This is a genomic window from Streptomyces spongiicola (genome assembly GCF_003122365.1).
GTDB classification, from domain to species: Bacteria; Actinomycetota; Actinomycetes; order Streptomycetales; family Streptomycetaceae; genus Streptomyces; species Streptomyces spongiicola.
In genome coordinates, this window is sequence record NZ_CP029254.1 from 3,651,838 (window position 1) to 3,666,247 (window position 14,410).

13 protein-coding genes are annotated in these 14,410 nt (G+C 72.7%); all 13 read left to right on the top strand.

From position 1 onward, the window contains the following. The first annotated feature begins 78 nt into the window (after nt 1-78). The 13 genes from DDQ41_RS16080 to DDQ41_RS16145 all read left to right on the top strand — a co-directional run bounded on the left by DDQ41_RS16080 (nt 79) and on the right by DDQ41_RS16145 (nt 14,398). The gene (locus DDQ41_RS16080) at nt 79-1,197 is read left to right on the top strand and encodes a beta-ketoacyl synthase N-terminal-like domain-containing protein (protein WP_109295111.1); all 1,119 of its coding nucleotides are present in this window, start codon (nt 79-81) and stop codon (nt 1,195-1,197) included. A 229-nt stretch (nt 1,198-1,426) separates the two neighbouring features. Continuing rightward, on the top strand, nt 1,427-1,693 hold the full coding sequence (locus tag DDQ41_RS16085) for an acyl carrier protein (protein WP_033946705.1): 267 nt from the start codon (nt 1,427-1,429) through the stop codon (nt 1,691-1,693). Further along, nucleotides 1,690-2,103, top strand: a complete 414-nt coding sequence (locus DDQ41_RS16090; protein WP_109295112.1) for a 3-hydroxyacyl-ACP dehydratase FabZ family protein — start codon at nt 1,690-1,692, stop codon at nt 2,101-2,103. The genes DDQ41_RS16085 and DDQ41_RS16090 overlap by 4 nt, the downstream gene beginning before the upstream one ends. After that, nucleotides 2,100-2,603: a 3-hydroxyacyl-ACP dehydratase FabZ family protein gene (locus DDQ41_RS16095; RefSeq protein ID WP_109295113.1), complete on the top strand. Its 504-nt coding sequence runs from the start codon at nt 2,100-2,102 to the stop codon at nt 2,601-2,603. The genes DDQ41_RS16090 and DDQ41_RS16095 overlap by 4 nt, the downstream gene beginning before the upstream one ends. An 11-nt stretch (nt 2,604-2,614) precedes the next feature. Further along, a complete protein-coding gene (fabG, locus tag DDQ41_RS16100) occupies nt 2,615-3,373 on the top strand; it encodes a 3-oxoacyl-[acyl-carrier-protein] reductase (RefSeq protein ID WP_109295114.1) in 759 nt (252 codons plus the stop codon). After that, nucleotides 3,370-4,104: a 2-hydroxychromene-2-carboxylate isomerase gene (locus DDQ41_RS16105; RefSeq protein WP_109295115.1), complete on the top strand. Its 735-nt coding sequence runs from the start codon at nt 3,370-3,372 to the stop codon at nt 4,102-4,104. Before fabG ends, DDQ41_RS16105 begins: the two co-directional genes overlap by 4 nt. A 277-nt stretch (nt 4,105-4,381) precedes the next feature. Next, entirely contained in the window at nt 4,382-8,056 is a 3,675-nt protein-coding gene (locus tag DDQ41_RS16110; protein ID WP_109295116.1) for an AMP-binding protein, read from the top strand. Continuing rightward, on the top strand, nt 8,053-9,876 hold the full coding sequence (locus DDQ41_RS16115) for an acyl-CoA dehydrogenase family protein (protein ID WP_109295117.1): 1,824 nt from the start codon (nt 8,053-8,055) through the stop codon (nt 9,874-9,876). The genes DDQ41_RS16110 and DDQ41_RS16115 overlap by 4 nt, the downstream gene beginning before the upstream one ends. Beyond that, nucleotides 9,873-10,178 carry an acyl carrier protein gene (locus DDQ41_RS16120; protein WP_109295118.1) on the top strand — a complete coding sequence of 102 codons (306 nt, stop codon included), beginning with the start codon at nt 9,873-9,875 and terminating at the stop codon, nt 10,176-10,178. Before DDQ41_RS16115 ends, DDQ41_RS16120 begins: the two co-directional genes overlap by 4 nt. A gap of 183 nt (nt 10,179-10,361) precedes the next feature. After that, on the top strand, nt 10,362-11,345 hold the full coding sequence (sbnA, locus tag DDQ41_RS16125; RefSeq protein WP_109295119.1) for a 2,3-diaminopropionate biosynthesis protein SbnA: 984 nt from the start codon (nt 10,362-10,364) through the stop codon (nt 11,343-11,345). Nucleotides 11,346-11,351: 6 nt separating this feature from the next. After that, entirely contained in the window at nt 11,352-12,704 is a 1,353-nt protein-coding gene (locus DDQ41_RS16130) for a condensation domain-containing protein (RefSeq protein WP_109295120.1), read from the top strand. A gap of 390 nt (nt 12,705-13,094) precedes the next feature. Then, nucleotides 13,095-14,093 (top strand): 2,3-diaminopropionate biosynthesis protein SbnB, encoded by a 999-nt coding sequence (sbnB, locus tag DDQ41_RS16140; protein ID WP_109295122.1) that lies wholly within the window; start codon nt 13,095-13,097, stop codon nt 14,091-14,093. 86 nt (nt 14,094-14,179) lie between these two features. Next, nucleotides 14,180-14,398, top strand: coding sequence for an MbtH family protein (locus tag DDQ41_RS16145; protein ID WP_033946713.1), 219 nt, complete (start codon nt 14,180-14,182; stop codon nt 14,396-14,398). Nucleotides 14,399-14,410 lie beyond the last annotated feature (12 nt).

The window sequence follows — 14,410 nt, forward strand, 5'->3', positions numbered from 1 at the left end:
CCGACCATGACCTCCGCGACCTCCAGGACCTCCACGACCTCTCGATCTCCCGACCTTCACCGACAGGAGCAGACAGCGATGAGTGCCAGTCTTGCCGCCGGGGCGGACCCGGACACCCTGGTCGTATCCGGCTGGTCGGCCGCCTCGCCGTACGGGCTCGGTGCCGAGGCCTTCGCTGACGGGGTGCGGGAGGGCCGGGACGGCGTGCACGCCGCAGACGATGCCCTCGACCTCGGCCCCTACGACCGGTCCGGGCACATCCCGGGTTTCGACATCAGGGCGGTGCTCGGTCGCAAGGGCACCCGGTCGATGGACCGGGCCACCGCGCTCGCCGTCGCCACCGCCGGGATGCTCCTGGAACAGGCTGGCGGCGGGCTGGCCCAGGACGACCCGGAGGCCGTGGGCATGGTGCTTGGCACCGGGCACGGCAGCGTCCAGAGCATCATGGACTTCACCCGGGACTCCCTGACCGGTGAGAAGCCCTTCCACGTCGACCCGGCCCTGTTCCCCAACACCGTGATGAACCGGGCCGCCGGTCAGAGCGCGATCTGGCACACCCTGCGCGGCCCCAACACCACGGTCGCGGGCGGCGCCCTGACCGGCCTGCTCGCCCTCAACTACGCGGCCCGGCTGCTGCGCCGGGGCCATTGCGAGGCCGTCCTGTGCGGCGCCGTCGAGGAATTCTCCACCGAGCGTGCCTGGCTGGAGTACCGGGCCCGCGCCTCCGGCCCTCACCAGCAGCCGACCGGGCCGCTCGGCGAAGGCTGCGCGCTCTTCCTGCTGGAGCCGCTCGGCCGGGCCCGCGCCCACGGCCGCCCCGCGCTCGCCACGCTGCTCGGCAGCCGCTTCGTCGCCTTCCACGCCCCGGAGCGTGCTCACAACTCGGTCGTGCGTGCGGTCACCGAGGCACTCAAGGAGGCCGACGTACGGCCCGACGAGGTCGCCCTGCTCGTGCCGTCCGACTGTGGCGGCCCGCTCGGCGGCCGTGAGGACGCGGCGCTCGCCTCGATCTTCGGCGAGCATCAGCCACCCCGGTTGCGCCTGCGCCACCTGATCGGCGACCTGGGCGCCGCCTCCGCCTCCCTCCAGCTGGCAGCCGCCGTCACCGCGACGGAAGCGGACCGCCCCGTGCTCGTTACCTCGGTCGACCCCGACGGCCAGACCGGGGCGGTCGTCCTGCGCACCGGTGCGCGGTGACGCGGCGTGCGCCCTCGACGCGGGGCTGCACAGGCGTCGTACGGATCTCGGCAATCGTCTCACCGGGGCCTCGCGGCAAGCGGTGCCCTCGGTGGGAGCCGGGGCGATCCGCGCGGCGCGCCCTGGGCGCGTTCTCCCCGCCGGCAGGCGTCGTGGAGCCTACCGGCTGCGCCGCCTGCTCCTGCACCTCTCGTACGCCAACCACCATCCGGAAGGACGCGTGTACCCCATGTCCGACATCACCACGGCACCCGTACTCGACAAGGAACAGCTGCGTGACCTGGTCGCCGACGTCCTCGATCTGGACGTCGCCGAGGTCACCGACGACGCCCACTTCACGGAGGACCTGGACGTCGACTCGCTGATGGCGCTGGAGATCACCGTGCGCCTGGAGAAGGAGTACGGTGTCAAGCTCGCCGAAGCCGAGCTGGCCTCGATCACCTCCCTGCAGGGCACCTACGAACTGCTCGACCGCAAGCTGCGGGAGTCCCGGTGAGCGCTGCCTCGCCGCTGGGCGACCTTGAGCTGATCCGCACCGGCCCGAAGGGCGCGGTCGGTGCCTTCAACGCGCCGGAGGACGGCCCGGTCATGGCCGGCCACTATCCCGGGTTCCCCGTGCTGCCCGGGGTGTTCCTCATCGAGGCCGCCGACCGCACGGTCCGTCAGTGGGCCAAGGACAACCCCGCCGAACCGTCCGGTGAGGTGGAGCTGATCGCCATGGACCGGTGCCGCTTCCACAGGCCCGTCTTTCCGGGAGACCGGGTGCTGGCCGATGTCACGGTCGCCGACAACGCGGCCGGGCTGCTGTTCAAGGCGGCCATCGCCACCAACCGCGGCAGGGCCGCCGACATCCGGCTGCGCTACCGCGTCCGGGACGGCCGGGATCAGGAAGAGGGCACGTCATGACGGCGTACGGCATCGACCGCATCAAGAACACCATTCCGCACCGCGGGGAGATCCTCCTGGTCGACCGCGTCACGCAGGTGACGCCGGGCGAGAGCCTGACCGCGCTCAAGGCGGTCTCGGGCAACGAGCCCTGCTACGCGCCTCTCGGCCAGGACGCCGCAGCCGCCGACTACGCCTATCCCACCTCCCTGGTGATCGAGTCCTGGGCACAGTCCGCGGTGCTGCTGTCCGTGTGGGAAAACCCCAACCCGGACGTGCTGGCCGGGAAGGTCGAACTCGCTGGCGCCATCAATGAGGTGGCCTTCGGCGTGCGCGTCCACCCCGGGGACGTCATGGAGCACCGAGTGCGCCTCGTGAAGTCAGTCGACGAGACGGCGATCCTCGCGGGCGAGACATACTCCGCCGGCCGTGAGGTGCTGCGCATCAGCTCCTTCGTGGTGGCGCTGCGTGGTGTTTCGGAACTGCTGCCGGCGCCCGACCGCGCCCTGTCGAAGGTGTGAGGAGACACGTGATGTCCGCAGCGAGTGATACCCACGGCGACAAGGTCGCCCTGGTCACCGGAGGGTCCCGCGGCATCGGCCGTGCGGTCGTCGAACGGCTGGCCCGCGACGGTTACGACATCGGCTTCTGCTACCGCTCCGACGCGCAGGCCGCCGCCGTGGTGGAGAAGGAGTTGCGCGAGCTGGGCCGCCGGGTGCTCTCCCTGCGGGTGGACGTGACCGACCGCGCCCAGGTGCGGGACTTCGTCACCGCGGCCGAGGAGGAGCTGGGCCCGGCGGCGGCCGCGGTCACCTCGGCCGGCATCACCCGCGACAACCCGCTGGTGCTGATGCCGGACGAGGACTGGGACGCAGTGCTGCGCACCAACCTGGACGGCACCTACAATCTGTGCCGTGCGGTGGCCTTCCCGATGACCAAGCGCGGCGGCGGTGCCGTCGTCACGCTCTCCTCGGTGGCCGGGATCGCGGGCAACGCGGGCCAGACCAACTACTCGGCGTCCAAGGCGGGGATCATCGGCTTCACCCGGTCCCTGGCGAAGGAGGGCGGCCGGCACGGCGTCCGGGCCAACACGGTGGCGCCCGGCTTCATCGACACCGACATGACCTCGGTGCTGCCGCCGAAGGTGTCGAAGGAGATGCTGGGCCGCATTCCGCTGAAACGGTTCGGCCGCCCGGATGACGTCGCCGCGCTGGTCTCCTTCCTGGTCTCGCCCGAGGCGTCGTACATCACGGGCCAGGTCTTCCAGGTCGACGGCGGCATCGCGCTGTGAGCGGCACGGCGGGCGGGCGCCGCCGCACCCGGCGGCACCCGCGCTTCTACTTCTCGCTGCGCAGCCCCTACTCCTGGCTCGCCTACCGGGACCTGACGGCCCACCACCCGCGCTTGGCGGCCGCCCTGGAGTGGGTACCGTACTTCGAGCCGGACGAGCTGAGCCGCAAGCTGCTCGACGAGGCCGGCGGGTCCTTCCCCTACACCCCGATGAGCCCGGAGAAGCACCGCTACATCCTCCAGGACGTGCGGCGCCTGGCCGCCGAGCGGGGGCTGTCCCTGAGCTGGCCCGTGGACCGCGAGCCGGTGTGGGAGGTGCCTCACCTCGGCTATCTGGCCGCGGCCCGGCACGGCATGGGCCCCGAGTACATCTCGCTCGCCGCCCGGGCCCGCTGGGAGCTCGGGCAGGACATCTGCGACCGTTCGGTGATCGGCGGCTTCGGCGCTCGACTCGGCCTAGACGACGCAGAGTTGGCGTCAGCGTCGGACGATCCCGAGCTGCGTGCCGAGGGTGTGCGGGTGCTGCTGGAGATCCAGCGCGACGGCGTCTTCGGGGTGCCCTTCTTCGTCGACCACTACGACAAGTACTGGGGCGTCGACCGGCTGCCCGCCTTCGTGGCGGCGCTCACCGGCCGCTCTCCCGAACTCGCGGAACCCCCGGCCGACCCGGAGGTTGCGCTTACCGAGCCCGAGCGGTCCGTCGACGACGGCCATGCGGGCGGATGCGGCTGAGCCGCCCTTTCGGCCGACCGTGTCCGGGGCCGCCGTACGCCACCGCTTCCCCCTGGCCGCGTACGGCATCCGCGGCCGCCGTATGTCACCGTGCACCCCTGGCGCCGTACGGCGGCCGTTGCCGTCCGGTCGGCCGTCCGCCGTTTCGAACCGATCCGCCCCTCCCGATGCCCGGAAGGCCGCATATAGGTGCCGCATAGCGGGCGCCGGTTGGGTGAACGACATACCACTGCTGTGCGACCGCGGCCCCACCAGCCGCAGAGGGTGAGTAGTTGGGGTGACCGACTTCGAGAGCTTCGTCAGCGCGCTGCGCCGCAGGGCCGCACGGAAGCCCGCTCACGGCGCCGTCCGGTTCAGTACCGGGCCGGCCGAGGAGAGCCTGACCTACGCGGAACTGGACCGGGCCGCACGGTCCGCGGCCCAGTGGCTGCGCGGGCGGGTGGCGACCGGCGACCGGGTGCTGGTGTCCTGCGGTCCCGGCACCGGGTTCCTCCGGGCTTTCCTCGGCTGCCTCTACGCGGGTGCCGTGCCCGTCCCGGTGCCGCTGCCCGGTGGCTTCGGGCGCCAGGAGGCCCGTACGACGGCGATCGCCGCGGACACCGGGGCTCGCCTGGTGCTCACCGATGCGGCGGGTCTGTCCGCGGTGGAGCGCTGGCTGGAGGGTGAGCGGACGGCGCTCGCCGGGATCACGGCCGCCGCAGTGGAGTCCGCGGAGCGCGCCGGGGACGCGGAGGCCTGGGCCGAACACACCGTTGAACCCGACGAGTTGTGCTTCCTGCAGTACACCTCGGGGTCGACCGGCGAGCCGAAGGGCGTGATGGTTCCGCACGGCGCGCTGGTGCACAACCTGCGGCTGATGCGCGACAGCCACGACTGGCACGGCGGCATGACCTGGTGCAGCTGGCTGCCCGCTTACCATGACATGGGACTCATCGCGATGATGCTGGCCCCGCTGTATCTGGGCGGGACCGCGGTGCTGATGTCGGCGACCGAGTTCCTCAAACGGCCCGTCGCCTGGCTGCGGCTGATCGCCCGGCACAAGGCCGACATCAGCTGCGCGCCGAACTTCGCGTACGACCTGTGCGCGCGCCGCCTCACCGAGGAGCAGACCGCCGGGCTGGACCTGTCCCACTGGCGCTACGCCTGCAACGGCGCCGAGCCCGTGGACGCCGCGACCCTCGCCCGCTTCGCGGAGCGGTTCGCGGGCGCGGGCTTCTCGCCGCACTCCCTGCTGCCCGGCTACGGCCTCGCCGAGTCCACGCTCTACGTCTCCGGCACGCCCGTGGACGAGCCGCCGACGGTGCTGCGTGTGGACACGGGGGCGCTGGCCGGCGGCCTGGTGACGGAGGCGGAGAGCCGGTCCGGTGGGGCGGTGCAGGAGCTGGTGAGCAGCGGGGTCGTGCGCGGGCTTGACGTACGTGTCGTGGATGCCGACACGGGTGCGGTGCTGCCCGACGGCCGGGTCGGCGAGATCTGGATCCGCGGCGACAGCGTGGCGCTCGGCTACTGGAACCGGCCGGAGGAGACCGAGCGGACGTTCCGCGCGGTCACGGCCGACGGTACCGGGCCGTTTCTGCGCACCGGTGACCTGGGGGCGCTGTGCGACGGCCACCTGTATGTGACCGGCCGCCTCAAGGAAATGATCATCGTGCATGGCCGGAACCTGTATCCGCACGACATCGAGCGCGAACTGCGTGACCTCGACCCGGCCTTCGGTGACCTGCCCGCCGCGGTCTTCGCCTCCTGCCCCGGCGGCTCCGTCGCGGAGGAGATCGTCGCCGTCCAGGAGGTCCACAGCCGCGGCGTCCCCGCTGAGACCCTCGCCACCCTGGCCCGCACCGCCCGCGCCCGCCTGGCCCAGCGCCTGGGCGTCCGGGTCGGCGGCGTGGTCCTTGTCAAGCCCGGCCGTATCCAGCGCACCACGAGCGGCAAGATCCGACGCACGCTTATGCGCGCGCTGTTCGAGAGGGCCGAACTCATCGTGCTGAACGAGGAGTTGTCACCCGAGCTGCGCGCGGCGTTCCGCACCCAGGGGGATGCTGCCGACGCAACACCCGGCGGCCGGGCGAACGGCGTCGGGAACTCGGCGGGCGGCGTGGCCGTGGCCTGCGGGGTCGGTCGGGACGCGGATGAGATGCGAGTGCTGTCTGTGGCCGAGGGCGGGGCGTGGGATCCGTATGCGCTCGGCCGGGAGCTGGAGGTGCGGCTGGGGGATCCCGGGGACGGCCGGCGGGCGTTCTCCCACCGGGGCAGTGCGCAGGCCGACCGGGCGGAGGAGTTCCCGGCGGACGTGTGCCGGGAGCTGGACGAGCTGGGGCTGCCCCGGTGGTTCGTGCCCGCCCCGTTCGGTGGCGAACTGCGCAGCGCCGAGGAACTGTCGCAGCTCATCCGGATCCTGGCCCGGCGGGATTTCACCGTCGCGCTCGGGCACGCCAAGACCTATCTCGGTGCCGTGTCGGTCTGGCTGGCGGGGCGGTCCGAGCAGGCCGGAGCTCTCGCGGCACGGGTGTGCGAGGGGGCCGTCGTCTCCCTCGCGCTCACCGAGCGGGCCCACGGCAGCGACCTGCTCGCCGGCGAGCTGCGCGCCGAGCGCACCGCGGGCGGGTGGCGGCTGGACGGCGAGAAGTGGCTGATCAACAACGCCGGACGGGCCGAGCTCGTGTGCGTCCTGGCGCGCGCCGAGCCCGACGGCGGCAGCCGCGGCTTCAGCCTGTTCCTCGTCGACAAGGCGCGGCTGGCTCCCGGCACCTGGCGCCCCCTCCCGCGCGTCCCCACCCACGGTGTGCGCGGCGCCGACATCAGCGGTGTCGCCTTCGACGGCGCCGAACTCCCCGCCGACGCGCTGGTCGGCGCCGAAGGGGAAGGCCTGGAGATCGTCCTCAAGGGCTTCCAGGTCACCCGCACCCTGTGTTCGGCGATGTCCCTCGGCATGGCCGACCACGCCCTGCGCATCGCCACCGGCTTCTCCCGCACCCACCGGCTCTACGGCCGTCCCCTGGCCCACCTGCCGCACGCCGCGCGGACCCTCGCCGAGGCCTACGCCGATCTGCTGGCCATGGAGGCCGCGAGCCTCGTCGCGACCCGCTCCGTGCACACTCTGACCGAGGAGCTGAGCGCGGTCTCCGCGGTGGTGAAGTACCTCGTGCCCACCCTCGGCGACGAGGTCATCGGCGCGCTGCGCGGACTGCTCGGCGCCCGCGCCATGCTGGTCGAGGACTTCGCCGACGGCGCCTTCCAGAAGCTGGAGCGCGACCACCGGATCGTGGGCATCTTCGACGGCAGTACGGCCGTCAACCTCAACTCGCTGATCAACCAGTTCCCGGTGCTCGCCCGCGGCTACCGCAAGGGCCTCGCCGACCGGGACGGGGTCACGGCCGCCGCCCGCCTCGACGGCCTGCCGCCGGAGCTGGACCACGACCGGCTCACGCTGTACGCCCGCGCGGGCGTGAGCGTCGTGCAGTCCCTGCCGGAGGCGGTGCGCCGCGTGAAGGAGCTGGCCCCGCCCTCCGTGGCCGAGCGGGCCGTGCGGCTGCTCGCGCTCGCGGACGAGGTGCACGAGGAACTCGCCGCACACCGGCACAGCGCCCGCGCCGTCCCGGAAGCGGCGTTCGCCTCCGCCAGCCGGTACGCCCTGGTGTACGCCGGCGCCGCGAGCCTCCACCTCTGGCTGGAGAACCGGGGCGGTGTCGTGGCCGACAGCCCGCTGTGGCACGACGTGGCCTGGCTGGACGCCGTACTCGCCCGGCTGCTGCACCGCCTGACCGGCACGCCTGACCTGGACGACGCCGACGGACCGGCCCTGGACGCCCTGCTGCCCGCACTGCACACCCAACACGAGCGCGGGCTGCTGTTCTCCCTGCTGCACTGCCCGCTGGCCGAGGCCACCGGCGCCACGAGCAGCACACCCGCCGACCACCCGACCCTCACCGCCTCGCCGAAGGACGCGGCATGACGGCCCTGCCGACCACGAGCGCCACGGAGGTCCGCGCGGACGGCGCCCGGCGTGACACCGCCCTGGAACGCCTCGACCGCTTGGAGACCCTGCTCGGCGACCCGTACGACCCCGCCAACCCGCTCGGCGAAGCGGCCGTCCTCGGCGCCGACGAGCGCGGCGAGCTGCCCGCGGACGGCGAGCGTGCGCTGGCCGCGTACGGGCTGGGGGCCGAGTTCGCGCCGGCCGCGCTCGGCGGCCGCTTCGAGCGTGCCGACCGGTTCGCGCTGCTGATGCGGGCGATCTTCCGCCGGGACTGTTCCCTGGGCATCGGCCACGGCGTCACCAGCTTCATCGCGGGTCTGCCGATCTGGTCGGACGGCAGCCCCGAGCAGCAGCAGCGGGCGGCCGATCTACTGTGCGGCGGTGGCCGGATCGTCGCCGCCTACACCGAGCTCGACCACGGCAGCGACTTCACTCGGATCTCGCTCGCCGCGGGCCCCGCGGCCGACGGCGGCTATCTCCTCGACGGCGGCAAGCAACTCGTCAACAACATCGGCCGGGCCGAGGCCGCCGTGCTCTTCGCCCGCACCGACGAACGGCCCGGCAGCCGCGGCCACTCGCATCTGCTGGTCGACCTCGACGCCCTGCCCGCGGGGCACGTCGACCGCACCGCCCGCTATCCCACCTCCGGGGGCCGCGGCTGCCTGCTGGGGGGCGCACGGTTCGACTCCTGCCCCGTCCCGGCCGCCGCCCTGCTCGGCGAGGAGGGCGGCGCCATGGAGACCGTACTGAAGGTCTTCCAGGTGACCCGCTGTGTGCTGCCCGGCATGGTCGTCGGCGTCGGTGACAGCCAGCTGCGCACGGTCCTCGCCTTCGCCGGGGAACGCCAGCTGTACGGGGCCCCGGTGAGCGCGCTGCCGCTGCCCCGCTCGGTGCTCACTGACGCCTTCGTGGACCTGCTGATCTGTGACGCGCTGTCCATGGTCGCCGCCCGCACCCTGCACCTGCGTCCCGCCGAGGCGAGCGTGCGCGCGGCGGCGGTGAAGTACCTCGTGCCCAAGCTGCTCCAGGAGAACTCCTACCGGCTCGGCGTGGTGCTGGGCGCCCGCAGCTACCTACGCGAAGGGCCGTACGCGGCGTTCCAGAAGGCGGCGCGCGACCTGCCCGTGGTGGCGCTGGCCCACGCCAGCGGCGCGGTGTGCCTCGCGAACATCGTCCCGCAGCTGCCCCGGCTCGCCGAGCGCGCCTGGCAGCCCGCGCTGGACGCCCGCACCAGCGGGCCGGACGGCGACGAGGCCCTGTTCCGCCTGCACGACCCGCTGCCCTCGCTCGACTTCGGCAGACTGGAGCTGACCACGCGCGGGGCCGACGGCCTGGCCGGCCGGCTTCCGCTGTTCGCCCGGGACCTGGCCAGGCAGGCGGCCACCCGTCCCGAGCTAGCCGAACTCGCCGGTTTGGCCGGCGAGTTCAGTGACACGCTGGCCGACCTGGCGCGCCGCAGTGCCGCCCTGCCGCCGCTGGAGCGGACCCCGGTCGCCGGTCGCCGCTCCTTCCTGCTGGCCGAGCGGTACGTGCTGCTGCTCGCGGCCGCCGCCTGCCTGGGCGTCTGGCGTACGGCGCGGCGCTCCGACGGTTTCCTCGCCGACCCGCTGTGGGTCACGGCGGCGCTGCACCGGCTCGCCGGGCGGCTCGGCCCGCGCCGCGGGCCGCTGCCCCAGGCCGCCGCCGGGGCGCTATTCGACGAGTTGTCCGCTCGCCACGACGACGCCCGCACCTTCGACCTGTTCCGCACCCGGCTCGCCCTGCGGGCCGTACCCGTCAAGGGAGTTGCCCCATGACCGAAGCTACCGTCACCGACATCGCGACCGACGATACATCGGCCACCCCAGACCCCGTCACCTCGCCGCAGGCCATCCGCAGCTGGCTCGTCGACCGGGTCGCCTACTACCTCGAACGTACCCCGGCCGACATCGACGCGGGCGCCGAACTCGCCGGGCTGGGCCTGGACTCCGTGTACGCCCTGACCCTGTGCGGCGACGTCGAGGACCGTTTCGACCTCGTCGTGGAGCCCACCATGGCCTGGGACCACCCGACCATCGACGCGATCACCGGCCACCTGGCCACCGAGCTGGCCCGCTAGGCCGGCCGTCGGACCAGACCGGATCCAACCGCCGTCCGCCGGACGGACCGGCGCCGCACAGGGCCGGGGCCGTCCTCCCTCCCCTGGGGGGGGAACGGCCCCTGCCCGCCCTGTTTCCGCGCCCCGCGACACGGCGGACGCGCGCCATTTCCGCACCGCTTCTCCGGGAGGGGGCGAACAGCCATGCCCGAGAAAACGTTCCCTGGCATTCTGTCGACCGTAGGAAATACCCCGCTCGTCGCATTCGAAAAACTGCTGCCGGACTTGGGCTCCCGCGTGTTCGGGAAGATCGAGAGATTCAATCCGGGGGGCAGCATCAAGGACCGTTCCGCGCTCGGCATGCTTCTCGCGGCCATCCGCAGCGGCAACGTGGAGCCGGGCCGTTCGGTGATCGTCGAGTCCAGCTCCGGAAATCTCGCCGTCGGACTCGCCCAGATCTGCCGGTACTTCGGACTGCGCTTTATCTGTGTGGTGGACGGCAAGACCACCGGGCAGAACCTCGCCATCCTCAAAGCCTTCGGCGCCGAGGTGGAGGTGGTGACCGAACGCGACCATCTGACGGGCGAGTTCCTGCCGGTCCGGCTGCGCCGGGTGCGCGAGCTGGTCGACCGGATACCGGACTCGTACTGGCCTAACCAATACACCAGCCTGCTCAACCCCAAGGCCCACGAGACGACCATGCGGGAGATCGAGGAGGCCCTGGACGGCAAAGTCGATTTCCTCTTCTGCTCGGTCAGCACCTTCGGCACCCTGCGCGGCTGCCGGGACCACATCAGAGCGCGCGGTCTGGACACCACGATCGTCGCCGTCGACGCGATGGGCAGCGCGATCTTCGGTCTGGAGTCCACCCAGCGCCTGATCCCGGGGCACGGCGCGTCCGTAGTACCGCCGCTGATGGATGCCTCGGCCTCCGACGAGGTGGTGCACATCTCCGACCTGGAGTGCGTCACCGCCTGCCGTCGGCTCATCGACCGGGAGGCGGTCCTCGCGGGCGGCTCGTCCGGTGCCACCGTGGCGGCGCTGTGGAAGATCAGGCACCGCATACCCGATGGCTCGAACTGCGTCCTCATCTTCCCGGACGGCGGCGACCGCTATCTCGACACCATCTACTCGGACTCCTGGGTGCGCGAGAACTTCGGCGACGTCTCATACCTGTGGAAGGACTGAACGCCGATGCTCATGTCCACCGGCCAGGAGGCGCTCTGGCTCGCCCACCGGATCGACCCGGACAGCTCCGCGTACAACGTCGTCCTCGCGGTACGGCTTCGTGACCGCGTCGACACCGAGGTCCTGCAGCGGGCGCTGACCGCACTCGTCGAACGGCACGAACTGCTGCGCTCCCGCTTCCCCGCCACCGACGAGGGGCCCGTACGGCTGCTCATGGCGCCCGAGTCGGTGCGGCTCGAGGTGCGGGAGGTGCCGGACACCGACGAGGAGAGTTTGTTCCGGCTCGCCCAGTGGGCGGGCGAGGAGCCGTTCCGCATCATGGAGTCTGGGGCGTTCCGCGCGGTGCTGCTGCGCCGGGCGCCCGACGACGCGGTGCTGGTCACCGCCACCCACCATCTGGTCAGCGACGCCACCTCACAGTGGTTGCTGGTGCGCGACCTGTTCGCCGAGTACGGCGCCCGCACCGGGCAGGGCGCACCCGTCGCCCCGCCCGGTGCGGTGACGCCTTGGGACGAACAGGTGTGTGCCGAGCGGGACTTCGTCGCCTCGCCGCGCGGGCAGCGGGCCGCCGCGTACTGGCAGGGCATGTGCGCCGGGCTCCGGGCGGCGGAGCTGCCCACCGACCGGCCGCGGCCGGCGCAGCGCACCCTCAACGGTGCCACCCATGAGGTGAGGCTGGACACGGCGACGGCGCGACGGCTGCGGGGAGCGGCCGCGGATCGCGGCCTCACGCCGTTCGCGTGGCTGCTCGGCACTTTCCAGTCCGCCCTGCACCGTTCCGGCGCCGGCGACGGCTTCCTCATCGGCTGCCCGGCCACCACACGGTTCGCGCCCGGCACCCGGGAGGCGGTCGGCTACTACGTCAACGCGCTGCCGGTCGTCGGGCGGTTCACGTCCGCGATGACGCTGCTGGAGGTCGTCGAGTCGGCGCAGCGGCAGCTGCGCACCGGGATGGCACACGCCCGCCATCCCGTCGAGTTGCTGGACGGCGGGCCCTCGCGCGGGCCGCTGTTCCGGATCTCCTGCACGTTGGTGGCCACGGACCGGCTGCCGGTTCCCGGGCTGTACGAGGGGCCGGTGCGGCTCGGCGGACTGCGGGCCGAACTGTGCGACGTGCCGCAGCAGGAGGGGCAGCTCGACCTGACCGTGGAGGTGCTCCAGGGCGCCGACGGCTTCCGGGCGGTGCTGCGCTACAACACCGACTTGTTCGACGCGGCCACGATGGAACGGTTCGGGGACACCTGGCGCCGCCTGCTCGACACCTCCCTCGACACGCCCGGCACCCGCGTGGCCGACGTCTCCCTCGTCGCCCACGACGACCTGGCCTTCCTGCTCGCACTGGGGTCGGGGTCGGCATGAATGCGCCGACGGGGGCGCATGACGGGTGGCGCGGGGGCTGTCGCGTCAGCGCAGTGGACCCCGAGGGCGCCGCCGAAGTGGTCGAAGGTTACACGAGGGCGTCGGGTTCACCAGGCCCGCCGTCACCGTCCCCGGGCTGCTGCGCGGCCACGCCGTCCCGCGCGTCGCTCTCCTCGAGGTCGACGTCGAATGCCCCGAACCGGCCGTCCTGGGCCGGTATGAGCCGGAGGCCCGTACGGGAGCGACGACCCGGCGGGACGTATAGGGCGGATATAGCGCCCAAGCCCACCATCGCTGCATGACCACAGGCTCTGGCCGCACCGCCGCCGGCCTGTTCTCGCCATCATCTCTGGCCCTTGTCCTCGCCCGTCCCGCAGAGAGGGAACCCCCATGCTGATCCTCCGGCGCACCGATGTGGCGGACGTGCTGTCCGGCCGGGAGACGGAGATCATCCACCTCGTCGCCGACACCTACCGGCTGCACGACGCCGGGCAGACGTCCCTGCCGCACTCGACGTTCCTGCGCTTCCCCGAGGAGCACCACCGCAGCGACCGGATCATCGGCCTGCCGGCTTACCGCGGCGGTGAGCGCCCGGCGGCCGGGATGAAGTGGATCGCCTCCTTCCCGGGCAACGTCGGCGCCGGCACCGAGCGTGCAAGTGCCGCCATCGTGCTCAACTCCCTCGATCACGGCCGACCGGTCGCGTTCGTTGAGGGCGCCGTGGTCTCGGCCAAGCGCACTGCCGCGAGCGCGGCGCTCGCGGCTGCGGAGCTCACCGCCAAGCGGCCCCCGGTCTCCGTGCTGCTGGTCGGCTGCGGCGTGATCAACCTGGAGATCCTGCGCTTCCTGGCCGCCGCCCTGCCCGGGCTGCGCGAGGCCGCCCTGTACGACACCGACCCTGAACGCGCCGAGGCGTTCGCCGACAGCTGTGCCGAGGCCGCGCCCGAGGTGAAGGCCCACCCGGTGACCGACCTGGCGGCGGCCCTCGGCGAGCACCGGCTGGTGTCGCTGGCCACCACCGCCGCCACCCCGCACATGGACCTGACCGCATGCGGCCCGGACACCACCGTGCTGCACGTCTCGCTGCGCGACCTGACGGCCGGGGCGATTCTCGGCGCGGTCAACGTGGTCGACGACACCGACCACGTCTGTCGCGAGCGCACCTCCCTCGACATGGCCCAACAGGCCACTGGGAACAGGGACTTCGTCGCCGCCGAGATCGGCGCGCTGCTGCGCGGCACCGCGACCCTGCGCCGCGTCCCGGAACGGCCCGTCGTCTACTCCCCGTTCGGCCTCGGTGTGCTGGACATCGCGCTGGCCGAGTACGTGCGCGAGGAGGCCGAACGGCGCGGGCTGGGCGTCCGCGTCGAGGACTTCCTGCCGGCCTGAGCATCACGCCCGTATGCCTGTGGTCGTCCGCCTCTGCCGACGCTGCCCGAACCCACCCGTCCATTCGTAAGCCTGAAGGAGTTCCCATGACCACCGAGCAAACCGAAGGCTCCCGCCAGCGCGTGGTGTTCAACGACGAGGAGCAGTACTCGCTGTGGCCCGTCGGGCGGGAGCTGCCCGCCGGCTGGCACGCCGAGGGCACCGAGGGCTCCCGAGAGGAGTGCCTGGCCCGGATCGCCGAGGTGTGGACCGACATGCGCCCGCTGAGCCTGCGCCGCCGCATGGACGAGTCCTCCGCGGCCTGAGTCCGCCACCGC